The sequence below is a fragment of the Staphylococcus sp. HMSC072E01 genome, assembly GCF_001814125.1.
Taxonomy (GTDB): Bacteria; Bacillota; Bacilli; order Staphylococcales; family Staphylococcaceae; genus Staphylococcus; species Staphylococcus hominis.
On sequence record NZ_KV814960.1, the window covers coordinates 1 to 23,944 of the forward strand.

At 29.5% G+C, this 23,944-nt stretch carries 24 protein-coding genes and 3 tRNA genes; 6 read left to right on the top strand and 21 right to left on the bottom strand.

The features are described 5' to 3' along the window. Positions 1–3 precede the first annotated feature (3 nt). The 7 genes from HMPREF2953_RS01645 to hemE form a co-directional block, all read right to left on the bottom strand. Positions 4–76, bottom strand: a tRNA-Phe gene (locus HMPREF2953_RS01645). Positions 77–97: 21 nt separating this feature from the next. After that, positions 98–173: transfer RNA gene (locus tag HMPREF2953_RS01650), tRNA-Asp, on the bottom strand. Positions 174–187: 14 nt separating this feature from the next. Continuing rightward, positions 188–261 (bottom strand) — tRNA-Met (locus tag HMPREF2953_RS01655). Positions 262–585: 324 nt separating this feature from the next. Continuing rightward, a complete protein-coding gene (locus tag HMPREF2953_RS01660) occupies positions 586–1,146 on the bottom strand; it encodes an RBBP9/YdeN family alpha/beta hydrolase (RefSeq protein ID WP_049334955.1) in 561 nt (186 codons plus the stop codon). A 103-nt stretch (positions 1,147–1,249) separates the two neighbouring features. Beyond that, positions 1,250–2,644, bottom strand: coding sequence for a protoporphyrinogen oxidase (gene hemY, locus HMPREF2953_RS01665; RefSeq protein ID WP_070671471.1), 1,395 nt, complete (start codon positions 2,642–2,644; stop codon positions 1,250–1,252). Positions 2,645–2,661: 17 nt separating this feature from the next. Next, positions 2,662–3,585, bottom strand: a complete 924-nt coding sequence (hemH, locus tag HMPREF2953_RS01670; RefSeq protein ID WP_070671473.1) for a ferrochelatase — start codon at positions 3,583–3,585, stop codon at positions 2,662–2,664. A gap of 45 nt (positions 3,586–3,630) precedes the next feature. Then, the gene (gene hemE, locus HMPREF2953_RS01675) at positions 3,631–4,668 is read right to left on the bottom strand and encodes a uroporphyrinogen decarboxylase (RefSeq protein ID WP_049334952.1); all 1,038 of its coding nucleotides are present in this window, start codon (positions 4,666–4,668) and stop codon (positions 3,631–3,633) included. A 247-nt stretch (positions 4,669–4,915) separates the two neighbouring features. Between hemE and HMPREF2953_RS01680 the strand changes: the two genes are divergently transcribed. Next, a complete protein-coding gene (locus tag HMPREF2953_RS01680; protein WP_049334951.1) occupies positions 4,916–5,416 on the top strand; it encodes a hypothetical protein in 501 nt (166 codons plus the stop codon). A gap of 55 nt (positions 5,417–5,471) precedes the next feature. Here the strand turns inward: HMPREF2953_RS01680 and HMPREF2953_RS01685 are convergent, their stop codons facing one another. Further along, on the bottom strand, positions 5,472–6,695 hold the full coding sequence (locus HMPREF2953_RS01685) for an ABC transporter permease EcsB (RefSeq protein WP_049334950.1): 1,224 nt from the start codon (positions 6,693–6,695) through the stop codon (positions 5,472–5,474). Next, on the bottom strand, positions 6,692–7,429 hold the full coding sequence (locus HMPREF2953_RS01690) for an ABC transporter ATP-binding protein EcsA (RefSeq protein WP_070671475.1): 738 nt from the start codon (positions 7,427–7,429) through the stop codon (positions 6,692–6,694). The genes HMPREF2953_RS01685 and HMPREF2953_RS01690 overlap by 4 nt, the downstream gene beginning before the upstream one ends. A 134-nt stretch (positions 7,430–7,563) precedes the next feature. On the opposite strand from HMPREF2953_RS01690, the gene HMPREF2953_RS01695 reads away from it, so the two are divergent. The 4 genes from HMPREF2953_RS01695 (at position 7,564) to HMPREF2953_RS01710 (ending at position 10,464) form a co-directional block, all read left to right on the top strand. Beyond that, positions 7,564–7,989, top strand: a complete 426-nt coding sequence (locus HMPREF2953_RS01695; protein WP_049334948.1) for an HIT family protein — start codon at positions 7,564–7,566, stop codon at positions 7,987–7,989. Between the two features lie 152 nt (positions 7,990–8,141). After that, entirely contained in the window at positions 8,142–8,525 is a 384-nt protein-coding gene (locus HMPREF2953_RS01700) for a YtxH domain-containing protein (RefSeq protein WP_002449632.1), read from the top strand. A 199-nt stretch (positions 8,526–8,724) separates the two neighbouring features. Next, entirely contained in the window at positions 8,725–9,282 is a 558-nt protein-coding gene (locus HMPREF2953_RS01705; RefSeq protein ID WP_070671477.1) for a DUF3267 domain-containing protein, read from the top strand. Between the two features lie 222 nt (positions 9,283–9,504). Continuing rightward, positions 9,505–10,464: a peptidylprolyl isomerase PrsA gene (locus HMPREF2953_RS01710; protein ID WP_070671479.1), complete on the top strand. Its 960-nt coding sequence runs from the start codon at positions 9,505–9,507 to the stop codon at positions 10,462–10,464. Positions 10,465–10,522: 58 nt separating this feature from the next. Here the strand turns inward: HMPREF2953_RS01710 and yhaM are convergent, their stop codons facing one another. The 8 genes from yhaM to HMPREF2953_RS01750 all read right to left on the bottom strand — a co-directional run bounded on the left by yhaM (position 10,523) and on the right by HMPREF2953_RS01750 (position 19,962). Beyond that, positions 10,523–11,464 (bottom strand): 3'-5' exoribonuclease YhaM, encoded by a 942-nt coding sequence (gene yhaM / locus HMPREF2953_RS01715; protein ID WP_017176389.1) that lies wholly within the window; start codon positions 11,462–11,464, stop codon positions 10,523–10,525. Continuing rightward, positions 11,461–14,397, bottom strand: coding sequence for an AAA family ATPase (locus tag HMPREF2953_RS01720; RefSeq protein ID WP_070671481.1), 2,937 nt, complete (start codon positions 14,395–14,397; stop codon positions 11,461–11,463). Before HMPREF2953_RS01720 ends, yhaM begins: the two co-directional genes overlap by 4 nt. After that, the gene (locus HMPREF2953_RS01725; RefSeq protein ID WP_049334944.1) at positions 14,387–15,583 is read right to left on the bottom strand and encodes a DNA repair exonuclease; all 1,197 of its coding nucleotides are present in this window, start codon (positions 15,581–15,583) and stop codon (positions 14,387–14,389) included. Before HMPREF2953_RS01725 ends, HMPREF2953_RS01720 begins: the two co-directional genes overlap by 11 nt. Before the next feature lie 150 nt (positions 15,584–15,733). Then, on the bottom strand, positions 15,734–16,078 hold the full coding sequence (locus HMPREF2953_RS01730; protein WP_049334943.1) for a YlbF/YmcA family competence regulator: 345 nt from the start codon (positions 16,076–16,078) through the stop codon (positions 15,734–15,736). A 71-nt stretch (positions 16,079–16,149) separates the two neighbouring features. Next, entirely contained in the window at positions 16,150–17,280 is a 1,131-nt protein-coding gene (locus tag HMPREF2953_RS01735) for a DUF445 domain-containing protein (protein WP_049334942.1), read from the bottom strand. 220 nt (positions 17,281–17,500) lie between these two features. Continuing rightward, positions 17,501–17,965: an XRE family transcriptional regulator XdrA gene (locus HMPREF2953_RS01740; protein ID WP_002449642.1), complete on the bottom strand. Its 465-nt coding sequence runs from the start codon at positions 17,963–17,965 to the stop codon at positions 17,501–17,503. A 249-nt stretch (positions 17,966–18,214) separates the two neighbouring features. After that, positions 18,215–18,838 (bottom strand): response regulator, encoded by a 624-nt coding sequence (locus HMPREF2953_RS01745; RefSeq protein WP_002449659.1) that lies wholly within the window; start codon positions 18,836–18,838, stop codon positions 18,215–18,217. 14 nt (positions 18,839–18,852) lie between these two features. Next, positions 18,853–19,962 (bottom strand): GAF domain-containing sensor histidine kinase, encoded by a 1,110-nt coding sequence (locus HMPREF2953_RS01750; protein WP_070671483.1) that lies wholly within the window; start codon positions 19,960–19,962, stop codon positions 18,853–18,855. 137 nt (positions 19,963–20,099) lie between these two features. Between HMPREF2953_RS01750 and HMPREF2953_RS01755 the strand changes: the two genes are divergently transcribed. Next, on the top strand, positions 20,100–20,924 hold the full coding sequence (locus tag HMPREF2953_RS01755; protein WP_049334940.1) for an RluA family pseudouridine synthase: 825 nt from the start codon (positions 20,100–20,102) through the stop codon (positions 20,922–20,924). A 78-nt stretch (positions 20,925–21,002) separates the two neighbouring features. Here the strand turns inward: HMPREF2953_RS01755 and fumC are convergent, their stop codons facing one another. The 4 genes from fumC to HMPREF2953_RS01770 all read right to left on the bottom strand — a co-directional run bounded on the left by fumC (position 21,003) and on the right by HMPREF2953_RS01770 (position 23,826). Continuing rightward, positions 21,003–22,388 carry a class II fumarate hydratase gene (gene fumC / locus HMPREF2953_RS01760; RefSeq protein ID WP_049334939.1) on the bottom strand — a complete coding sequence of 462 codons (1,386 nt, stop codon included), beginning with the start codon at positions 22,386–22,388 and terminating at the stop codon, positions 21,003–21,005. Between the two features lie 139 nt (positions 22,389–22,527). Continuing rightward, the gene (locus HMPREF2953_RS01765) at positions 22,528–22,920 is read right to left on the bottom strand and encodes a hypothetical protein (protein ID WP_002449658.1); all 393 of its coding nucleotides are present in this window, start codon (positions 22,918–22,920) and stop codon (positions 22,528–22,530) included. 110 nt (positions 22,921–23,030) lie between these two features. Beyond that, positions 23,031–23,204 (bottom strand): SAS053 family DNA gyrase inhibitor, encoded by a 174-nt coding sequence (locus HMPREF2953_RS11210; RefSeq protein ID WP_249339582.1) that lies wholly within the window; start codon positions 23,202–23,204, stop codon positions 23,031–23,033. Between the two features lie 22 nt (positions 23,205–23,226). After that, positions 23,227–23,826, bottom strand: coding sequence for a 6-phosphogluconolactonase (locus HMPREF2953_RS01770; RefSeq protein WP_002449669.1), 600 nt, complete (start codon positions 23,824–23,826; stop codon positions 23,227–23,229). Positions 23,827–23,944: the final 118 nt, after the last annotated feature.

Genomic DNA, 23,944 nt, shown 5'->3' on the forward strand with positions numbered 1-23,944 from the left:
AAATGGTTCAGGACAGAATCGAACTGCCGACACATGGAGCTTCAATCCATTGCTCTACCAACTGAGCTACTGAACCTTAATCTTAAGTCAAAAGTAATGGCGGTCTCGACGGGAATCGAACCCGCGATCTCCTGCGTGACAGGCAGGCGTGTTAACCGCTACACTACGAGACCTATAAAATTATGTATTGCGGGAGGCGGATTTGAACCACCGACCTTCGGGTTATGAGCCCGACGAGCTACCGAACTGCTCCATCCCGCGCTAATATTATTTAGTACTTCAAACGAGTACTTAATTAATATATCATTTAAGTCACTGTAATGTCAACACTTTTTTAAAATAATTTTTACAATACTTTAATTATAAGTTTAAATAATTATGAGATAATTATTTTTTAAGTAGTGCTTTTTTCAATACTTTATTAGTATATATATTAATATCTATATAGTCAATAAAAATTATAAATTAATTTGTGTAAAAAAACGCTAAACTTAAAAATTTTTATTTTGTGGGATAATTTGGATATAAAATCTCATAATTATTATTACTCTTTATATTACTATTTGATACTTTCCCACTCTAACATTATTGTGTCATATATTTTTGCATTTTTTCTTGTAGTTCACTGAAAGAAACGAAGCCTTCTTCTTCTAGGAAGTGACCTCCTTCTTCAACAATTCGAATTGATCCTCCTAAAGCTTGTAATAACTTTTCAGTTTCTTTATAAGATACATGTTCATCATCTTTTGAAGCGAGGCCGTGAAAGTGTTTAACCTTTTTCTTAATTTCATTATAATCAATGGTAATATGATCTAAATTAACAGATTCATCAATGTCTTGAGCATCTTCTTTAAATCCAGCAATACTAAAAAAGCCTTCTATTGGATGTTTTAAATCTAATTGTTCAATAAATTTCAAAGCAGCGATTGAACCATAGCCATGTGTTACAACATACATATCGGGATGATCGATTTTAATTTGTTGTTTCATAGCCTTTAGCCACATATCTAATTTTTTATTATCTTCTTTATCTAAATTAAACAATTGTACATTATATCCTTCGAGCGCTAAGTTATGTTTTAACCATTGATACCAATGATTATGTGCATTTCCTATTTGTGAATGAACAATAATTACATCTGTCATTTTTATTCTCCTCTTCTCCTTAATAATGACTGTTTATTTTAAAATAAAGCACTTTAAAGAGACAAATGTAACCTCTAAAAAGTGCTTATTTACTATGCTTTATTTATAACTCGTCTATTAATTCTTCAACAGCATTTTTGCCCTGTTGAATACAATCAGGTAAGCCTACCGCTTCAAAAGGTGCACCGGTAATGCGTAATCCGTTATATTGACGTTTTACATGATTTTGTATATTTCGAATTTGAGTCATATGACCGATATGATACTGTGGCATACTTTTTGGTAATCGATTCACTATGGTAAAATCTGGATCACCTTTAAACGTCATCATTTTACTTAAATCTCGACGTGCGATATTTACAATTTCTTCATCAGTATGATCGTCTACAACCGTATCGCCAGGTTTTCCTACATACGCACGTAATAATACTTTACCTTTTGGTGTGGTAAATGGCCACTTTTTAGTCGTCCAAGTACATGCAGTAATATCTGTATGACTGGTTCTTGCAATGACAAATCCAGTACCATTATAGGTATTTTCGATATTTTTTTCATCAAATGCAAATACAACCGTTGCAACTGTAGTAGAATCCATAGTATTAAAGTATTCAAATGCTGAATCATGATTAAACCATTTCATAAACGTTTGATGTGGTGTCGTAACAAGTAAACCATCAAACGTCTCTCGACTATTATGTGTAACAATCTCATAATTATCATTATAAATATGAATATCTTCTACTGGTGTATTGTATTTGATGTGTACACCTTTTTGTTCAACATTTTTAGCTAGTGCTTCAATAAATGAACTTAGCCCATGTCTAAATTGTTTGAATTGTCCTTTAGGAGCGCCCGGATAAAGCTGACGTTTTCTTGTACGTTCGCGTTTTTCATATTTCATTCCTTTAATTAAACTACCATATGATTCTTCTTTATGCTTGAAATTAGGGAACGTACTCATCAAACTTAATTGATCAATATCTGTTCCATAAATCCCTCCCATAAGAGGCTCAATCAAATTTTCCAGCATTTCGTTTCCTAAACGTTTTCTGAAGAATTCACCAACCGAAATATCATTTTCTATTTTAATAGGCGGAATAACTAAATCTAATCCTGCTCTTAATTTTCCTAAAGGGGAAATTAAACGTGTTTTTAAGAAAGGTTTAATATCTGTTGGAATTCCCATAATTGATCCGCCAGGAATAGGATACAATTGGTTCTTAGCAAAAATGTAGGATTGTCCTGTTTGATTCGTAATTAAATCATCTTCAAGACCTATATCTTTTGCTAAATCTGTCATGATCGTTTTTCGACCTAAGTAAGATTCTGGACCAAGTTCAATAGTATAACCATCGCGGCGATAAGTTTGAATTTTACCTCCAGGTCTTGAAGTTGCTTCAAAAATAGTTACATCTATGTCTTCATTATAATGTTTAAAATAATATGCACTGGCTAGACCTGTAATGCCAGCGCCTATAATTGCAACTTTTTTACTCACAACATGTCCCTTCCTTTTTAAAAAACTGTTTTAATTTCGTCGACAATTGCACCTATAAATAACGGATTTGTATTAGGCATTTCTGGTCGATAGTAATTAGCACCAATGTCATCGCAAACAACTTTACACTCATAATCATTATCGTAAAGTACTTCAAGATGTTCACAAACAAATCCAACGGGTGTATAAATAAAGTTTTTATAGTGATGTTCTTTGTATAATTCTCTTGTTAAATCTTGTACATCAGGTCCTAGCCAAGGCGTACCTGTATTACCTTCTGACTGCCACCCTTGCGCTACATGTTTAATATTTGTAGAAGCTTCTAAACGATCCATAGTATCTTTAATTTCATTAGGATAAGGATCATTATTACGTTCTATTAATCCTTTAGGTAAACTGTGCGCAGACACGATTAAAATTGTTTCATCATGTTCTTCTTCCGGAATTTTAACTAGTGTTTCATTTACTTTATTTGTCCAGTATTCAATAAATTTAGGTTGTTGATAATAACGTTCAACATGATGTAGTTGTATACCATATTTATCCGCTTCTTCTTTAGCGCGTTTATTATATGAACCTACAGAAAAACTTGAATAATGGGGTGCTAATACGACTGTAACTGCCTCTGTAATGCCATCATTATGCATTTTTTCAACTGCTTCTTCAATATAAGGAGAAATATGTTTCAATCCTAAATATAATTTAAATTCTACATCATCATATGTTTTATTAAGTGCATCTGTAAGTGCTTCAGCTTGACGATTTGTGGTACCTGCAAGTGGAGAAAGTCCACCTATAAATTCATAACGATTTTTTAAATCTTGAAGTTCTTCTTCAGTTGGTCTTTTACCATGTCTTATGTCGGTATAATATGGTTCAATATCACTTTCTTTATATGGCGTACCATATGCCATTACTAATAAACCTACTGTTTTAGTCATTCTTAAAACCTTCCCTTTTAAAAATAAATTTTTATGATTCTAATTTTATTTTCGCGTATAGTCATGAACCAGTTGTGTTACTTTTTTAAGTGTATCTGGTTGAACTTCTGGGAAAACGCCATGACCTAAGTTAAATATATGTTGACCTCTTTGCATTCCTTCATCAAGTATTGCTTTAACCCTTTGTTCTAATACATCCCATGGCGCTAGTAGTAATGAAGGATCTAAATTACCTTGTAATGTTTTATTTACACCTAATTGATCTGCTTGCAAAATAGATGTACGCCAGTCTAAACCTAGAACATCTATTGGTAAATCATTCCATTCATTAATAAGATGACTAGCCCCTACACCAAATAATATAACAGGAATATTATGTTGTTCTTTAATTCCACAAACCAACCGATCCATAAATGGTTTTATATAATATCGATAATCTTGTACATTAAGTGCGCCTACCCATGAATCAAAAATTTGAATCAATTCTGCACCTGCTTCAACTTGAGCAGTTACATATTTAATTGAAACGTCTACAAGATGATTCATTAAAGCAAACCAAGTCTCTTCATCGCCATACATCATCGCCTTAGTAAATGTGTAGTTTTTAGACGGTCCGCCTTCAATCATATAAGATGCTAATGTAAAGGGAGCACCCGTAAATCCAATTAAAGGTACATTTAATTTTTCTTCAGTTAGAATTTTAATTGTTTCTAGCACATAAGGCACGTCTCTTTTGGGGTCGATTTGAGTTAATTTTTCCACATCTTTCACAGATTTAATGGGATTGTGGATTACAGGACCTATACCAGATTGAATTTCAACATCTACTCCGATAGGTTTAAGTGGTGTCATAATATCTTTATATAACACAGCTGCATCAGTATTGTAATTATCAACAGGTAGATGTGTTACATATGCACAAAGTTCTGGTTGATGTGTAATATCAAAAAGTGAATACTTTTCTTTTAATTTGCGATATTCTGGTTGCGATCTGCCAGCTTGGCGCATAAACCACACAGGTGTGTGTGAGGTTGATTCCCCTTTAATTGTTTGTAAAATTGTATTGTTTTTTTTATGCACCATTTTGTCCTCCTAAATTAAAATCATTCTTATTCATAATATCACAACATAAAAGATTTCGCGTTTCTTAAATATTAAATGTCATAAAAATGACAAAGCACTTCTATCTATTCTTTAATTTTAAATTTATAATTATAAGTGAATTGATTCAAATAAATTATTCACAATTTATTTTCCCATTCTAATTATTTATAATAGCTAGTCTTATCATTTAATCGTATAATATACATAAATAAAGGAGGTATGGCTTATGAAAATATATACAACTTATGGAACTTATGACTATTTAAATCAAATTCGTTTAAATCATTCTGAGAATCATCTGTTTATTTATTCAACTAATGATTCTTCAGTCATTATCGAAGAATCCGAAGATAAATCTATACTTAAACATCCTACTACTTATGAAGTTATTAATGAAATAAATGAACTTAATAATCAACATTTCTATTCAGCTATCTTCATTCCAAGTTCAGATGATCATGTCAATCAACTAGAAAAACGTCTTTCAAATTTGAATTTAGATTTTAGTCAATTTGCTGGTTTTAAAAGTTATCGTTTCTTAAGACCTGAAGAAGGTACTACTTATAAAATTTACTTCGGCTTCGCTAATCGTCAAACATACGAAGATTTTAAATCATCTGACATGTTTAATGATTATTTTTCTAAAGAAGCATTAAGACATTATTTTGGCTCAAGCAGTCAACATTCAAGTTATTTTGAAAGATATTTATATCCTATTAACGATTAACATAAAAAGAGGACGCTTAAGTATGTGTTTAATACATCTTAAGTTCCCTCTTTTTTTAATCTCTTAATAAAGTTTCCTGATATTGCAATTTTTTAATCGTACTTCTAATCGTCAACCATCCTACAACAAAAAATACAATTGCAAAAAAGAAGTATTTCATATAAAAGATGATAAAAATGATTGCGAAAATAATACCTATCATAATCATAAGGCGATATAAGAATTTTTCATATCCTTTGATTACTTCACTATCTGATACAGGCCAAACCTGAGGCCAGAGTCCATACGCTTGCTGCGTATAAAACTGAGACATTTGCAATAAAATAATATACATAAATAAACTACCAATAATAATAGAAACAAGTGGATGAGACAGCCAAACCATAAGTACAAGTGCAATGACAACAAGTCGAAGAATAATACTTAATGCATCTTTCCCTCTTACAAAACTTCTCACAAATAAATAAAGATACATATTGTGCGAATTAAAACGGCGTCCTTTGGGCGTGGGTAAAAGAAAATCTAAATATTTGCGTCTTGCTGCATTTTCTTTTAAATGCTTAACATCAGTAAACATATTTACAAATTTATAATAATTTGTATGATGTCTTTCTTCTACTGAAATCAACTGTTCCCATGGAAATAACGCCTGACTCTTAAATTTAGGTATAAAATACACCATGCCAAAGAAAATGATTGTTAGTAAAATGGCAAAATATAATTGATTCCCTAAAACTAGATAATACGTTATAAAATTAAGTGAAAATATTAAGACATTTAATACCCATTGAGCCAATCTCGCACGATACCATTGCCATTTTAAGCGTAATCCTAAAATAGGATGAATAAGCGCTAATACACTCATCACGATATAAGATACAACTAATTGTTGATTAAGCTTATAAAATAATGGAAACAATACAATTAATAACACTATTTGCAATATTATACGATTAAAATAACTATATCTTAGGCCTAATTTTATATAATCTTCCATATTCTTCTCAAAAGGAAGCAAAAATAATTTGTCAGCATCTTTTAAAAATGTTCGAAATGGAAAGATTGAAGTTAAAGCAATTACAACACTTGCTAAGAATGCATAATCTACATTTTTAGGAATATGTTGTAACCATTGACCATAACCTAATATAAAGGCTCCTAATAAAATAACTAAGAATACAGTAAAATGACCATTAAAAATAAATTTATTATAATAATGTTTTTCTTTCTTTATTGCATCATAACGTTGTTTAAATAATGCTATGGCTTCATTATTCATGTCGCTTGACCACCTTGCGTAACATGGATATAGATATCATCAAGCGTTTGATCTTTAAGACCCGTTTGTTCTCGTAGTTCCTCTAGATTCCCAAAAGCAACCACTTTTCCTCTATCTAAAATAATGAATCGATCACAATATCTTTCAGCAGTTGCAAGAATATGGGTACTCATTAGTACTGTACGCCCTTCATTTTTCTTTTCAACCATCAAACCAAGCATAGATTGTATACCTAATGGATCCAAACCAAGAAATGGTTCGTCAATAATATAAAGTTCAGGATTGACAATAAATGCGCATATAATCATTACTTTTTGTTTCATTCCTTTTGAAAAATGACTAGGAAAAACATTAAGTTCATTTTCAAGTCTAAATGTTTTTAGTAGAGGACGCGCACGTTTCATTGCTTCTTCCTTACTTATTTGATAAGCCATAGCAGTCATGGCTATATGTTCTTCTAATGTTAATTCTTCATAAATGACTGGTGATTCAGGAATATAGGATAGTTTACGACGGTAGATTTCAATATCATCAGTAATATTGGTATCTGAAATTGAAAGTGTTCCTTCCATTGGCGTTAATAATCCAAGCATGTGCTTAATTGTAGTACTTTTTCCAGCGCCATTGAGACCAATTAATCCTACTATCTCACCTTTTTTTAATTCAAAATTTATATTTTCAATAACAGGACGTTTACCATACCCTCCTGTTAAATGTTCAACTTTAACTGTCATAAGGCACCTCCATGAGTTATATTGTACCAAAATCATTATATAACTACTAAAGTTTGCTATAACTCATTAGCGAATTTTTAAAATAACAATGTTATAATAATGAGTAAAAATAGGTTAAAGGAGTGCATTTAATTATGTCAGAAACTGTTTTTGGTAAAATTCTTACTGGTGAAATTCCAAGCTATAAGGTTTATGAGAACGATTATGTTTATGCATTTTTAGATATTTCTCAAGTTACTAAAGGACACACACTTTTAATTCCGAAGAAAGCTTCTCCTAATATTTTTGAAACTGATGAAGAAACAATGAAACACATTGGAGTTGCTATTCCAAAAGTAGCAAATGCCATTAAAAAAGCATTTCAACCTGATGGATTAAATATTATTCAAAATAATGGTGAATACGCTGATCAGTCAGTATTTCATTTACATTTCCATTTCCTACCACGATATAAAAATGATATTGATGGTTTTGGTTATCAATGGGAAACTCATGAAAACGAAATTAGCGATGAACAGAAAAAAGATATTGCTGAACAAATTAAAGCTCAATTTGAATAATTCTGCATATTGAATATCATTTACGGGTAATATAAAATGAAATCAATATGTCGATGTAATACTTATAGTAAGTAACTTAAGTCAATCGTTACTTACTTCATAAAATGATATGATTTATTCTATAAACGACATAATAGTGAGGAGAATAAAAAATGAAAGTTACACGTGTATTATTTGGTATCGGTGTGGGACTTGCTTCTGGTATTGCCGTATCATGGATGAATCGTGATCAACAGAGATATAATGCTAATGCCTCTGGACAAAAAGTTCCTACTGGTGCTCGCTCAGAATTAGAACGAGAAATCGAAACAATTAAACGTAGTTTCTATAATATTATTGATTATAGTAAGCAAGTGAAAAATGACGGTGTACAACAAGGCAGCGACATTGCAAACGAATTTAAGACTTTAATTGGAGATTTTAAATCTGATATCAATCCTAATATTGAAAAATTAAAATCTCATATTGAAAATCTTCAAAATCGTGGTGAAGAAATTAGTAATACATTTTCAGAAGATAAGAATAATAACAAATAGAACTCTAACATTGAGCTCAATTTGGCTATAAAGAAATTTATATTAATAGATTTCTTTATGGCTTTTTTTATAAATATACAATCTAATATAAAAACATTGTTCTATATTACAATAGCTATTAAAAATTATCTTGACGATAACTCAACTTAGTTAGATAATACCTATCGTATATTAAACGACCTATTTTCGAGGTGGAGTTATGTTTTTATGTAAACGTCATATAGATATTCATGCGCGATTTGGTGTTCCAAGAATTGCTTTTTTGAGTATTGTAACAACTATTATTGCGTTTTTAGTTAGTTATGAGATTATGTATTATTTTGTAAAAACGCCTTTATCAGATAAACACTTTTTACTTCTAATATTATTTATCATTTTTATGTACCCTATTCACAAAACAATACATTTATTTTTCTTTTTACCTTATATTCATGCGTTTAGATGGCACAAGTTGAATAAGAAAAAATGGCTTCCTTATTTTAATACGTATGTGAATACGCCTGTCCGCAAGTTTTATTTTTGCACTAATCTTATTTTGCCATTTTTAATAATTACAAGCATTTTAATTTTCTTAACTTATCATTTTCCAAGTTATGGACACTATTTTATGTTCTTACTTGCCTTAAATCTTGGTTTATCAGTTATGGATTTTTTATATTTAAAAATTATTCTTTTTTCAAAAGAAGGACAATTTGTTGAAGAACATCAAACAGGTATTAATTTACTGACAAAAGTGCCCTTCCATTCAAATATCTAATATATAAAGATGGTAATTATAAACGTATTCAATCAAAATTAAAATACAGTCTAGTGGTTATTTTGAATATATTAAAAAGTCTATGATATTGAATGATATTGTAGACTTTTTTAAATTATTTTTCTTCTAATACTTTAGTTGTAAATCATCTTTTATTAATTGGTGGAATAATTATATTATGTTATAGTAACTTTGTTAACATACAAAAAGGAGCTATCAACTATGAAAATTATGAATAAACTCATTGTCCCTGTTACAGCAGGTGTTTTATTGCTTGGAGGATGTAGTTCTGATTCTACAGATTCTAAAGATAATACATTAATTTCTTCAAAAGCTGGTAATGTAACCGTTAAAGATGTTATGGATAAAATTGGTAAAGATCAAATTGCTAGCACATCATTTAGTATTGAGTTAAATAAAATATTAGCTGATAAATATAAAGACAAAGTAGATACTAAACATATCGATGATGATATTAAAAAAGAAGAAAAACAATATGGTGGTAAAGATCAATTTGAAAGTATGCTAAAACAACAAGGTATGACACTTGATGATTACAAAGAACAGAAAAGACTATCTACTTACCAAAAACAATTACTTAATGATAAAATCAAAGTTTCTGACAAAGAAATAAAAGATGACACTAAGAAAGCATCACACATTTTAATTAAAGTTAAATCTGATAGTGATAAAGAAGGTTTATCAGATAAAAAAGCAAAAGCAAAAGCTGAAAAAATTCAAAAAGAAGTTGAAAAAAATCCAAATAAATTTGATGAACTTGCCAAAAAAGAATCAATGGATTCTGCTTCAGCTAAAAAAGGCGGATCATTAGGTTATGTTATTAAAGGACAAATGGTCGATAAATTTGATAAAGCTTTATTTAAACTAAAAGAAGGTCAAATTTCTGACATTGTTAAAACAGAATACGGCTATCACATCATCAAAGCTAATAAAGAAGATGACTTTAACAAACAAAAATCTCAATTAAAAACAAAAATTATTGAACAAAAAGTTCAAAAAAACCCAAAACTATTGACTAATGCTTATAAAGACTTATTGAAAGAATACAACGTAGATTATAAAGATAGTGATATTAAAAAATCTGTAGAAGATACTATACTTAATCCAGAAAAATTAAAAGAACAACAAAGTAGTGGTGCTTCATCAGGATTATCTTCATAATTTTCATAAATCAAAAAGGTCGGAACATATTGTTCCGACCTTTTTTCGTCTATTAATATTAATCTAACTTCTCTGGATTATAAAATTGACGGTTATCCATACCGAAGATTCTTTCAGTAAATTGTCCCTTTTCTGTTTTCTTAAATGCTTTATCAAACATATTCATTTTTGCATCAATATTGTCAATAAAGAATAAAATTTCTGCTTCTTTTAGATGTGGCAATTTAGGAGAACCAAACTCCATTTTTCCATGGTGTGCTAAAATCATATGTCGCAATAACATGACTTCTTCACTATCAATGCCAAGTTCTTTTGCCGCCTCAGCAACTTCATCACTTGCTATTGAAATATGTCCAAGCAAATTACCTTCTACCGTATATGTTGTTGCAACTGGTCCACTTAATTCTCTTACTTTACCAATATCGTGTAAAATAATCGCACTATATAACAAACTTCTATTTAATAATGGATAGATATCACACAATGATTTTGCAATTTTTAACATTGTTAATACATGATAACTTAATCCTCCTGCAAAGTTATGATGATGAGAACTTGCTGCAGGATAAGTAAAGAATTTATCTTGATATTTTTTTAATAAATGACGCGTAATACGTTGTAAATGTGCATTTTCAATTTCTAAGATAAAATGTGATAATTCATCTTGAATTTCGTTAGGTGAAAGTGGTGCACCATCTACAAAGTCTTGTGTTTTCACTCCATCTTCTGCTGTTGCTAATCGAAATTGATTGACTTTCATTTGTTTACGGCCACGATAGTTAATAACATCCCCTTTTACCCATACAATTATTTCTGGTTTAAGGATTTTCATATCATCTTTTGTGACAGTCCATAGTTTAGCTTCAATATCTCCACTTTTATCTTGAAGATATAATGTCATATAGTCTTTACCTTGTGCTGTTACACCTTGTGTTGCTCTGTGGATTAAGAAAAAATTCTCAACCGAATCACCAGGATTTAATTTTTCTACGTTTCTCATCGTTTACCGCCTTCCTCTTTTTTATTTAATATCAGCATTTCTCGAGAAGGAATCGTAGTATCTTTTGTACAAGTAAAGTACAATACTTGATGTTCTTGAGATAATTCTCTTAAATAGTTTAACATCATTGATTTTCTTTGTTTATCAAAATGTACGAATGCATCATCAATGATAATTGGGAATGGATAATATGGTTTCAACACCTTAATTAAACTAAGTCTCAATGAAATGTATAGCAACTCTTTCGTTGATTGACTTAATTCAAGTGGATGATACATTTGTCCATTTCGATGTTTAACTTTAATTGAATCATTTTCATAAGTAATTAGATTATATTTACCATCAGTTAATGTTTTGAAAATGTTAATGGCTTCATCTATCACATATGGTAGTCGTTTATCTTTAATTTGTTTAATATGCTCATTGATTAGTGTCTCAAGATAACTAAGGCTCGCCCAATCTTTAGCAATATCATTCATTCTATTTTTTAAATTATTATATTGATGGCGCAATTGAGATAGTGTTTTATCTGTTTCCATTTGATTAATACGTGCAGAAAGTTCACTCACTTCAGTTTGTTTCTCCAAATATTTATCATTATAATCATCAACTTGTTGAGCTAACATTTGATCTTCTTCTTCTAATTGAGCAGTTGTTTTTTCACTTAAAACAGAACTATCTTCATAAGAGAATTCATGATTACTCAAATAGGTAGATAAATCATTGAATCGTGATAGTTGTTGTTGATAACGTTGATAAGCTTCGTAATGTTGATAATATTGTTCTTCATTTTGAACTTCGATATATTTAAACAACTCGTTTATAGTTGTTTTATTTTCATCCAAACGACTTTCTAACTGTTTTAATTCTTTACTTAATAAAGTTAATTGATTTCGTAATTGCGTTTTCTTTTCTTTTTTACTTTCATACTGAGAAATCCAATGTTTCAAATCATTAAATAATGAAATTTTATTAAACTCGTCGAAACTATCTTTAGTAACATCCTGAGCATGATCATAGAAGTTAATTAAATTTTGGTTTAACTCTATGTTCTCTAATAATAATTTATTAAGTTGTTTATCATTAGCTTTAAGTTGATTCATTGTTTTCAAACTATCTACTAAACGTTCATCTGACATTTTATCTGATACTTTAATGTCTTGTTTGACTTCAGAAATATCCTGTGCTAATGCGTCAATTGAAGACTGAATATCTGATAAAATTGAATGTTGATGGTTAAGTTTATTAGAAAGTACTGTTTTAGTATTATTAGCATTATTCCAACGTTCACGCAATTGGTACTGATCATCTAGATTGAAATCTAAATCGTATTTATCTTCGAGTGCTTTAAGTTGTTGTTCTAAATCACTAATTTCCTCACTAATTGTTTCACTATAATCAATATCTTTATTTTTACTAAAGAATAAACCTACTAAAAATATCACAGTGAGAATTGCAAAAATGATACTAAAAGTGATACTAGTTGTAATAAATGCAAAAATAGTCAAACCAGCACTTATCAAAGCCAAAATGATAAAGCTGATTTTTAACCATTGATATTGCTTTTGTTTTCTTTCTTTTTCTGATTCAAAGGAGGCTTTTAATTTTGAGTATAAACTTTCTTTTTCATGCAATTCTATTTTTTGCTGATTATATTCTTTTTTCTTTTCAAGTGCTGTTTCAGAAACGAGTTCACTTTCCAATGACTTAATTTCCTTTTCAATTTCCTTTTTTTCAATATTATGCTCACCAATCATACGTTCAACTTGTTGCTTTTGATTTAATTGATGATTATAATTTTTAATTTTTTCACTTATATAATCCTTCATCGTTTCAGAAGTATCCGCTTCATGATAAACTTCATTCCAACCGATATCATCTTTTAATGTTTGCTGAGAACGTTCAAAATTTTCTATTTCCTTTTTTAAAGCCTTAGCTTTTAATTCAGATTGTTTGATATCACTCTCTTGTTGATAAAGATGATACATATCACTTACAGTTCTATCCTCAGGCATCTGAATTAAATTAAATTCATTTTCTAGTTGTCTTATCTTCTCATCCCTTAATCCTATATCTCGATCAAGTGATTGTTTATATTTTAATGCAGTTTCATATCGTTCAATGCCTTGTTCTGGGAACTTCAACGGTTCGATATTTAAATGATGCTCAAGTGATTTCCATTCTTGCGCATGAGCATGAAGTCCTAACTGCTTTTGCTTATTTTCATGCATTTTTGATAATTGCTTAAGATTTTCTTTTAAATGAGAAAGATGGCGTTCTGATTTATCTTTTTCATCTATAAGACGTTGATATTCGTCTAATTTGGTTTCTTCATCTCTTATTTGTGCTTCTAATTGTTTTAGTTCTTCAATTTGTTGGTTTAGAATTGGGTTCTTTCCAGCTTTTTTATAAAGCGTAGTCTTTTTCTGATTAACCATTTGCCCCATAGATGTAAATTCGGAAGATCCTAAAGCACCAGCTTCTAATAAATAGCTTTGTAATTGTTGTTCATCTAAATTTCGATGAATATCTTGTAAACCAAGTACATTAAATGAAAATATTCCTTGATATGTCTTTTTTGAAATATAGTTTAATTTCTTCTTAAGCCATGCTTCATCTCTTATCAATCCATTTTCTAAATAAACTTTTACATCACCTTGAGCACTACCTTTTACACGCTCAACTTCAATTTCAGATTTGTCGTCTAAAATAAGCGTTAGCTTGCCCCCATACTGATTTCCCAATCTAGGTTCTAAACGCGGTTCTTTTTCATTCTTTGTGGGAAAACCAAATAAAATTGAATGAATAAATGACTGTATAGTTGATTTACCTGCTTCGTTTTCCCCATAAATTTCAGTAAAAGTCTGATTTAATTCAATCTTACGTTGTACGAATTGACCATAACCGTATATTTCAAGTGATTTAATAATCAATTTCTTCACCTCTCATATCTGCTTTCAATATTTTCTCAGCTCGATGAATGAGTTTTGCCTTATTGAAAGTGGTGTAGTCTTCTAAATATTTTGAAGCTCTTGGGTTTAAATATAAATCTGTCATTGCCTCTTCAAACACTTTGTCATCGTTTATGAGTTCTTTAGAAAATTCATTTATAAGAGGTGTTTCTTCATTCTGTATATAATTAAGAATCATATCTTCAATGACAATAAAATCATGTTCATTTTCTTCATATTCACTAATCATTTCTCTTATTTGAAGAATATCTTGTGTTGATAAAATTTTGTCATTATCTATATTAATCGTCAATCTATAAAATGCTTTACCTTGTTCACGAACTTGTTTCTTAAACTTTTGAATTTCCTCATAGATACCTTGTTTTGAAATTTTATCAGTCTTAATTGTAGCTTCTTCAAAACGTATAAACTGAGTTGGTATAAAAGTTGTTTCAAGATGTAGATGATCGCCTTCTACAAGCAAACAACCTTTAGTTCCTAATTCACCAAAGTGGCGACCTTGAATGTTACCTGAATAATGAATAGGTGGCATATCACTTAGTTCTTGACGTTGATGAATATGGCCGAGTGCCCAATAATGATACAATTTATGATTAAGATCTTCTAACATAAATTCAGTATAACGCTGTTTTATTTTAGATTTACTATAAGTCCCATGAAGCATTCCTATATGTATACCATTACTTCCTTGACTAGATGGATATTCATCAATTTTATTTTCATAACTTGTATTATTTTGATAACTAAAACCATGAATATAAATTTGTTCTCCAACTTTAGTAATCGCTTGATAGGTTTCAACACGATTTGAAAATACTGATACATTATTAGGCCAATTATCTGTAATTCTAGTTATTAAAGGATCATGATTCCCATGACATATGTATACAAATATTTGTTCTTTTTCCAGACGTTTAAATTGCTCTTTTAAAAAAATTTCAGCACGTAATGTGCGATTTTCACTATCAAATAAATCTCCTACAATTAACATAAAATCAACATCTTCTTTTAATGCTACATCTACAATTTTTTTAAAGCTCTCATAGGCACTTTTTTGTACATCTTCGAAAATACTTGTCGATAATTGTTGTTTAGATTTAAAAGGGCTATCAAGATGCAAATCTGCACAGTGAATAAATTTAACCATTAATTTAAGCTCCTTAAATGTTTGATAAGGTATCTTTATGTATTACTATATTTTACCATATCTTATGAATATGGGTCGATGAACTTTGACATAAAAAAACTACGCAATTTTATGAAAAAATCGCGTAGTATCCATTACTTAAATTATTAATTAGTCAACGTAAATTTCGTCTAAAGGTTTTACAATAATTTGATTAATTTCTTGGAAAACTTGACTCATTTTTTGTTCTGCTTGCATTAATTGTGAAATATTTTCATCTTTTTCAATAGCTTGAGCTTGTTCTTGAGCTTTAGTTAATTCTTCTTCAGGAATTTCTTGACCTTGCATTTGTTTTTGTTGGAAATTCATTTGAGTTTCACGGAACTCATCGAATAATTTTTTAGATTCTTCATTTTCTTTAACTTTAGCGAAAGCATCTTTAATAGCTTTGTATTCATCACTATCTCTTAATGCTTGTTCTAGTTGATTTGCATGATCATATAAATTTACTGCCATTTTAAATTGCACTCCTTCGTGTAATAATGATATTTTGACAACTCTTTAATACCATAACATATTATGATTAGTTATACAAAAATTGCGATTAAACCTTGGAAAAGACCAATCATACCACCTAAAATAAATCCTAATAAGGTAATTAATTTTAATTCTTTATTAGCAATTTCAATAATCAACTTTTCAATGTAATCTAAATCAAATGTATTGATTTGATCTTCTACTAATTTACGTAGGTTAATTTTTTGCATTATAGTTGAGAGATGTTTGGATGCTTGACTAATAATAAGTTGTGTAACTTTATCTGATAACGTTGTCTCTAAATATTGCATTAATCTTGGTGATAATTGATTAAGTGGTTTATCTATTTTTTCATTTAAATTTAAATATGAAGTAATAAGTAATATAACTGAGTCTGATAGTTTTGAAAATTGAGCCTCATCAATGATTTTCTTAAGTGGTTGTCGTTTTAGCGTCTCATATTCATTATCAATCACTTGGTTTACAATACGTTTTGCTTTAGGATGATTGGTTAAACGAATCAATTCATGTTGGATTCTATCTGCAATACTTTCTTTTGTCATAAACATTTGTAGTAATCCAACAATTTTACCTTTTTCATTAAAAAATGTATCAAGCATGTCATAAATATCACGAGCGCCTTTATCAGAGGACAAATAAACACGTGCTCTTTCGCATAATAAATCTCCTAATGGTTCGACTTTCTTATCAATCATTCGCTTAGTTTCTTTTGGTAGTAACTTAATCACTTCTTCATTTCGATGATCATTATAAAAAGCTAATAGCTTGTGTGAAATTGTATCTTCTAATTTCTCATTGACTAAGTAATCTATTTTAATATCAAACTTCTCAGCAAAGTGACGAATTGTAGCTTGATCACTTTTTAATTTCGTTATTTGCTCCTTAACTAATTTATTAATCGTTTCTTTAGTTTTTGTTTCATTTAGTTTGTTGTGAATCAATGTTTCTGTAATGAGATGTTCTTCAATCACTTGTCCTATCTTTGTTGCAATTTCATCTCTTCTTTTAGGTATTAAACCAGGTGTAAATGGAATTCGCATATTAAATATATAATGCGCTTTATAGGGGTGAAACAACATTCTAATAGCTATAACATTCGTGACACCGCCAATGATTGCTCCTATTACTATCATAAAGATGACTACTAATACTGCTTGCATTTAAATAACTCCTTAATTTTTATATAAGCAATAGCAAAATTATACCATGACAAATGTAAACTTCATAACTTAATTGTTCAACGTACATTTATATTTACAAATTTTTGAAATAAAAAAATAATGAATTCATCGCAAAATTACAGTGAATTCATTATTAATTGAAAATAGTGATTCAGTTGAAAGTCAACCCTTCTATCACTATATCTTATTTATATTAAAATTAAACGTGCATTAATTCTTCTTTAGCATTTCTATTAAAGTAAGTTTCTGCTTCTCTTAATTTAGATGTTCCAAAAATAGGTTGTTTTTCAGGATTAAGCACTCTGTAGATATTACTTACTTTATTACTTTGTAAAATAAATCCATTACGAGTTTCCATTGTATTCCAATAAATATCACTTGTTGTAGAATGATTAGGATATGCACAATGGTTTCTTGAAATTGTTTGTACAATTTCTAATGGATCACAACCAAATGTGTTATTTAAAACATCTGAATCTCTAAATAAAGCACAAATTGATACACAAGTTGTCCAGTTTGGTAATACCCGTTCTTTTTCGATTTGAACAAGTGTTTTTTTAGAAAGACCTATTGTTTGTGCCATAGTATCTTGTGTGTATCCTGCTTCAATACGCACCATTTTAAATTTTGTTTGAATTAAATCTGTAAAACTCTGTCTATCCATTACTCTTCTCTACCTTTCTAATAGGAGTTATTTTATCCGGACGCAAGAAATTGCAATAATACACATTTCTTGAAACACAAATTACATCTTAATATATTTTCAATAAAATGAAAAGAGAAATTTTTGTTTTTACGTATAATTTTATAAATGGCAAAATTATCAAAATAATTAAAATAATAATATAAGTCATTTATTTATTATTATACTATTTTAAAAATACCGTTTTTATTTCTAATAGACCTATTCAATTTATATTAATTTATTTTCAATAGCATATATAGCAGCTTGTGTCCGATCTGAAACTTGCAATTTATTAAATATATGACTGACATGTGTCTTAACTGTTTTCTCAGATACAAATAAACTTTTTGCAATGTCTTTATTTGTCTTACCTTTCACCATTTCTTTTAATACTTCCATCTCTCTTTTAGATAATTTATTATTAAAGTGTGGTTTTTCATGCATTGCATCAATTACATTTTTAGCTTTTGGATGTATTATTTTCTCATTATTTAATACTTTAGTAATAGTAGCAATCAGCTTTTGTGGTTCGACATCTTTAATTTCATAACCATCAGCACCTTCATTAATGGCAGACATAACATATTCATCATCCACATAACTTGTAAGCACTAACACTTTTATGTAAGGGTAATATGTTTTTATATAATGCGTCACTTCGATACCATTCATATTAGGCATAACTAAATCTAATAATACTAAATCAGGAATATTATTCTCATTTAAATATTTAATAAATGCTTCACCATCTGAAAAACTTGCTTGTATATCTAAACCCTCAACTGTTGAAATTAGAAATTCTAGTCCTTGTCTAACGATGTGATGATCATCGATTAAAACGATACTTGCCAAATTTATCACCTACTTTAAATTGGAATATTAAGATAAATAGTTGTCCCCATTAGTTTATCTGATTGTATGTTAAATTCTCCATCTAAACTATGAATACGTTGTTTTATATTTTTTAGACCATGCGTCGTTTGATTTAAGTCATCACGCACACTAAATCCTTTTCCATCATCATAAATTTTAATATATAATTGATGTTCATTTTGTTGAATGTTAATAGATACATGATTCGTTTGTGCATGTTTCTTCGTATTATTTAGAGCTTCTTGAATCATTCGATACACATTTTCTTCAACTAAATTGGATAATTTAATCAATCCTCTTACTTCGATGTTTAATTTTAAATCTAACATATTCGCATAATGTTCAATCGCATTCACTAATCCATGTTCTAAACCAATTGGCTTAAGTTGCCAAATTAACGCACGCATTTCATTTACTGCGTTTTGACTTGTATCTTCAATCAACTTAAATGCTTTTTTAGCTGTTCTATCCTCTGTGATATCATGTGCAGCATGAGCTGTTAGTTTTAATGAAAAAAGCATTTGGTTAACTGAATCATGTAAATCACGTGCTAGTCGATTTCGTTCACTTGTGCGTGCTGCTTCTTTTTCTTGGTCTGTTAAGTATATACGTTTAATTGCAGAACCGATTTGTAAAGCTACTGATTCTAATAACTCTAAATCATCTTGACTATATACTACAGTATGAGGTGTCGCGACATTTAATAATCCATACTGTTCATCTCCTGATCTAAGTGGTACTGTCGCATGATGCGTAATAAGATAATCATCTTTTTGACTTTCTTGGTTAGCTAAATTGATTCTTGAACAATTTATAATATTAGATGCTTTTGTTAAATTTTTATGATGATAAGCATTGACACACCAACACGTACCATTGTTTAAATACTTACAATTATTATTTTTTAATGAATGAGGTAAGTCAGTGCTAGCTACAAGTTCTTGTTCACCTTTTTTATTGATAAAAAAAATCCAACCTGTTGTAAAATTGCTGCCATTGATTAAATAATCCAATGCTTTATTCATCATATTATATAATTCAGTTTCTTCATTTAGATATTCAGCAATTTCTTTTAATAATGCTAAACGTGTCGGTTTCTCCATATTTTCGCCCCATTTTGTTATTTTGCATTTATTATTATATCGTTCATTTTTTAAATTTAAAAATAGACTAATGAAAACATTTATAATTATCATTGTAAATTATGATATGATTAAACAGAATATAATAGGAGGATATTATGAAATTCAATGTACCTGAAACTTTCAATAATGATACGTTACGTGAAATTTTTCAAAAGTTAAAACTACCAAAAAAAGATTTACACCAATTAAATATGTCTAAAGATATCACGATTAATCAACAATCTAGTAAATTGACAGATAAAGTTGTCACAAATGATGTTGTTTATATTCCTACCCCTAAAGAAAAAAGTAATTATTTACCAAGTTATCGTTACGCACAGATTGCATATGAAGATAACGATTTAGCGATTGTGGTAAAACCTAAAGGAGTTAAAACTCATCCAAATGATTTAAAAGAAAGCAATACACTAATGAACCATGTTATCTATACCATGGATAGCGACTACGTTGAACCGATTCATCGTCTAGACCAAGAAACTGTGGGGTTATTAATTGTTGCTAAAAATCCTTTAATGAAAAAAATATTAGATAGAATGCTTGAAGAGAATCAAATTACACGTATTTATCGTGCAAATGTAAAAGCATTACTACCTCTAAAACCACAAACAATTGATATGCCAATCGGTAAAGATAAATTTCATCCCAATAAGCGTCGTATTTCTAATACCGGGCAACGAGCTATCACTCATATCTTAACATCAAAAATGATTAAAGAAGGCATTTGTCAATTGGAAATAAAATTAGATACAGGACGTACTCATCAAATACGTGTACATTTAGCAGAAATTGGTCATCCTGTCATAGGTGATCCATTATATGGAGATGCTACCTTACGTCAATTAGAATTGAATAGTTATAAGATAGAATTCACTCATCCACTTACTCAAGAATTGATTTCTGTAAGTTTAGATGATGAATAAATTTTAAAAATGCTCCTTTTAGATAACGCAGATCAAAGCATTATCTTTAAAAGGAGCATTTCAATTGGTAATGTTATTTTAATGAGGATCGACCATATCTTCTGGTTTAATCCATTCCTCGAATTGTTCTTCTGTAACGTAGCCAGAATTAATTGCTGATTCTTTAAGTGTTAAACCTTCCTTATGAGCTTTTTTAGCTATTTGAGCCGCTTTTTCATATCCAATATGAGGATTTAGTGCAGTTACAAGCATTAATGATTGATTTAAATAATGATTGATATTTTCTTCAATTGGTTCAATACCTATAGCACAATTTTCATTAAATGTTTCCATTCCATCAGCTAATAAGTAAATAGATTGCAATGTATTATGAAGAATCACAGGTTTAAATACATTAAGTTCAAAATTACCTTGAGAACTCGCTATACCTACTGTCGTATCATTTCCTATCACTTGTACTGCAACCATTGTTAGCATTTCACATTGTGTTGGATTAACTTTGCCTGGCATAATTGATGAACCTGGTTCATTTTCTGGAATCGAAATTTCTGCAAGTCCGGCTCTAGGTCCTGAAGCAAGCCATCTTATATCATTTGCTATTTTCATTAAGTCTGCTGCCAATGCTTTTAGTGTTCCATGAAGTTGCACCACTTCATCATGTGAAGTTAAAGCATGAAATTTATTTTCAGATGAAACAAAGGCATAGCCAGTATGTTCTGAGATATATTTAGCTACTTTATCTCCAAATTCTGGATGTGCATTAATTCCTGTTCCAACTGCTGTTCCACCAATAGCTAAATTTAAAATATGTTGTTTAGATTCAGCCAATAATTGTTCACATTTATCTAGCATATAACGCCATCCACTAATTTCTTGTCCTAATCGAATTGGAGTAGCATCTTGTAAGTGAGTTCTACCAATTTTAATAATTGATTGATATTGGTTTTCTTTTTCTTTAAACGTGTCTCGTAAATGTTTTAAAGCAGGTTCTAGTTTCGTTTCAATTTCATGGTATAAAGCAACATGCATCGCTGTTGGGAATGTATCATTCGAACTTTGAGATTTATTAACATCATCATTGGGATGAATTGATTCATCGCTATTATGTTCTTTTAAGTACTCATTAGCCACATAACTTACGACTTCGTTTACATTCATATTACTTTGAGTACCGCTTCCAGTTTGCCATACAACTAAAGGAAAATGACCATCAAGTTCTCCATTTAAAATTAAGTCACAAGCATAAATGATAGCATCTTTCTTAGTATCACTTAATTTTCCTAATTCATGATTAGCAAGCGCGGCACCTCTTTTTAACTGAGCAAAACCATAAATCACTTCAATAGGCATATGTTCTTTACCTACTGGAAAGTTACGCTTACTTCTTTCAGTTTGTGCGCCCCAATATTTATCAGATGGTACTTCAATTTCACCAAACGTATCATGTTCAATTCTTACAGACATTCAATAATCCCCCTTATTTATGATTTAGTAATAGTATATCATTAATAAAATTAATGTAGCAATTCGAATATAAAGCGGTTTCATTTATAAAAATAAAACACATGAAGTTGTATTACTTCACGTGTTTAAGAATTAAATCTTATTCATATTTATATTTTACTGCTTTTACAACTGAAATAGCACTTATTATATACAAAATAGCGCTTATGACCAGCGTAACAGGACTTATCTTTACTAATATACCTAAACCCCCACCTAAACTTCGATAAAAATCATTAAGTGTATATGCCAAGATTCCTGTTACAATTAATATACATATCACACTAATCATAATTCCTTTTTGATTACTCTTAATAAATGGATGAGCAGTTGCATTATCGATTAAATCTTTTGATAAATTCAATTGTAATTGAATCACTTTAAATAACACTGGTAGATAGAGTGCTCCTAGAGCAATGGGAAAACCTTTAATAGAAATTAAGCTAACAATGATTGTAATAATTGTTAAAGGTAGCCAATACTTATGTAACATATTTTTATCTCCTTCATTTTCATTAAAATATATTGTATCATAAGTTGTATTACATAAAAAAAGCATTTTAATTAATCTACCGAAGCAATTAATTAAAATGCTAAAATATATTAATTTAAATCTGAACGCGCTTCTGAATCATGTGTTTGATTATATTTATCTTCATCATTTTCTTCAGAAATCTGTTCCATTTCTTTTCCTAATGCTTCTAAATCATCCATATTTTGAACCATTGCATTTTCGTCTTCATGATAATTACGTTTACTATCTTTACTCATAAAAATAACCTCACAATAAAATTAAATATTATGCAAATCTCGCTGTGAAGTATTCTTTAACATCTTCTGGTAATCCATCAGCAGCAGCTCTGTCTAAAACAACAGTTACCATACGATGTACTTTTAAATCAGCTGGTAAAAAGTTTGATTTACCATTTTCTTCATATAATCGTTTGATAACTTCACTTTTTTCAGCACCAGTTACAACTAAGATAATTTCACGTGCTTTCATCAAACCTTGACGAATATTAACATCTAAATGTCCAGTGTTATCGATTGAAACAACTTGTAAAGTCAGTTTCCCTTTATTTTCCTTTGTTTTAATTCTATCATTGATTAATGATTCGGCATCATCATCAAGACTAATAGAATATACTTGCTCAGAAGGTACACCTAAAGCTTCATAAAACGAATGATTATCATCATAATCAAGAATATTAATTTGACTAAAATCTACAGCGTTACGATCAACTGATTTTTTTAGTTCATCTAATACAGGTGCAGAATCCTTGTTTAAATGAAATCCAGCAATGGTAGTTGGGTTATTGTTAAATTGTTTTCTAATAATATCTCCAGCGTAATCTGCTGCATGTTGTTTATCTTCAAATACTTTAAAATTCATCGCCATAATAATTACACTCCTCTAAATGTAAAGTTCAACTAAAATAATTCATTTATTTACTAAATTACCCTATTTAAGGGGATATCAAACTATTTTAAAATTTTTATAATAATTCATTAATAAA

What these genes read in the sequence shown, in the direction of transcription:
- HMPREF2953_RS01660 (WP_049334955.1), bottom strand. Translation starts at nt 1,146, where the DNA reads ATGACAGATGTAATTATTGTTCATTCACAAATAGGAAATGCACATAAT.
- hemH (WP_070671473.1), bottom strand. Translation starts at nt 3,585, where the DNA reads ATGACTAAAACAGTAGGTTTATTAGTAATGGCATATGGTACGCCATAT.
- hemE (WP_049334952.1), bottom strand. Translation starts at nt 4,668, where the DNA reads ATGGTGCATAAAAAAAACAATACAATTTTACAAACAATTAAAGGGGAA.
- HMPREF2953_RS01680 (WP_049334951.1), top strand. Translation starts at nt 4,916, where the DNA reads ATGAAAATATATACAACTTATGGAACTTATGACTATTTAAATCAAATT.
- HMPREF2953_RS01685 (WP_049334950.1), bottom strand. Translation starts at nt 6,695, where the DNA reads ATGAATAATGAAGCCATAGCATTATTTAAACAACGTTATGATGCAATA.
- HMPREF2953_RS01690 (WP_070671475.1), bottom strand. Translation starts at nt 7,429, where the DNA reads ATGACAGTTAAAGTTGAACATTTAACAGGAGGGTATGGTAAACGTCCT.
- HMPREF2953_RS01695 (WP_049334948.1), top strand. Translation starts at nt 7,564, where the DNA reads ATGTCAGAAACTGTTTTTGGTAAAATTCTTACTGGTGAAATTCCAAGC.
- HMPREF2953_RS01700 (WP_002449632.1), top strand. Translation starts at nt 8,142, where the DNA reads ATGAAAGTTACACGTGTATTATTTGGTATCGGTGTGGGACTTGCTTCT.
- HMPREF2953_RS01705 (WP_070671477.1), top strand. Translation starts at nt 8,725, where the DNA reads ATGTTTTTATGTAAACGTCATATAGATATTCATGCGCGATTTGGTGTT.
- HMPREF2953_RS01710 (WP_070671479.1), top strand. Translation starts at nt 9,505, where the DNA reads ATGAAAATTATGAATAAACTCATTGTCCCTGTTACAGCAGGTGTTTTA.
- yhaM (WP_017176389.1), bottom strand. Translation starts at nt 11,464, where the DNA reads ATGAGAAACGTAGAAAAATTAAATCCTGGTGATTCGGTTGAGAATTTT.
- HMPREF2953_RS01725 (WP_049334944.1), bottom strand. Translation starts at nt 15,583, where the DNA reads ATGGTTAAATTTATTCACTGTGCAGATTTGCATCTTGATAGCCCTTTT.
- HMPREF2953_RS01730 (WP_049334943.1), bottom strand. Translation starts at nt 16,078, where the DNA reads ATGGCAGTAAATTTATATGATCATGCAAATCAACTAGAACAAGCATTA.
- HMPREF2953_RS01735 (WP_049334942.1), bottom strand. Translation starts at nt 17,280, where the DNA reads ATGCAAGCAGTATTAGTAGTCATCTTTATGATAGTAATAGGAGCAATC.
- HMPREF2953_RS01740 (WP_002449642.1), bottom strand. Translation starts at nt 17,965, where the DNA reads ATGGATAGACAGAGTTTTACAGATTTAATTCAAACAAAATTTAAAATG.
- HMPREF2953_RS01750 (WP_070671483.1), bottom strand. Translation starts at nt 19,962, where the DNA reads ATGGAGAAACCGACACGTTTAGCATTATTAAAAGAAATTGCTGAATAT.
- HMPREF2953_RS01755 (WP_049334940.1), top strand. Translation starts at nt 20,100, where the DNA reads ATGAAATTCAATGTACCTGAAACTTTCAATAATGATACGTTACGTGAA.
- fumC (WP_049334939.1), bottom strand. Translation starts at nt 22,388, where the DNA reads ATGTCTGTAAGAATTGAACATGATACGTTTGGTGAAATTGAAGTACCA.
- HMPREF2953_RS01765 (WP_002449658.1), bottom strand. Translation starts at nt 22,920, where the DNA reads ATGTTACATAAGTATTGGCTACCTTTAACAATTATTACAATCATTGTT.
- HMPREF2953_RS01770 (WP_002449669.1), bottom strand. Translation starts at nt 23,826, where the DNA reads ATGGCGATGAATTTTAAAGTATTTGAAGATAAACAACATGCAGCAGAT.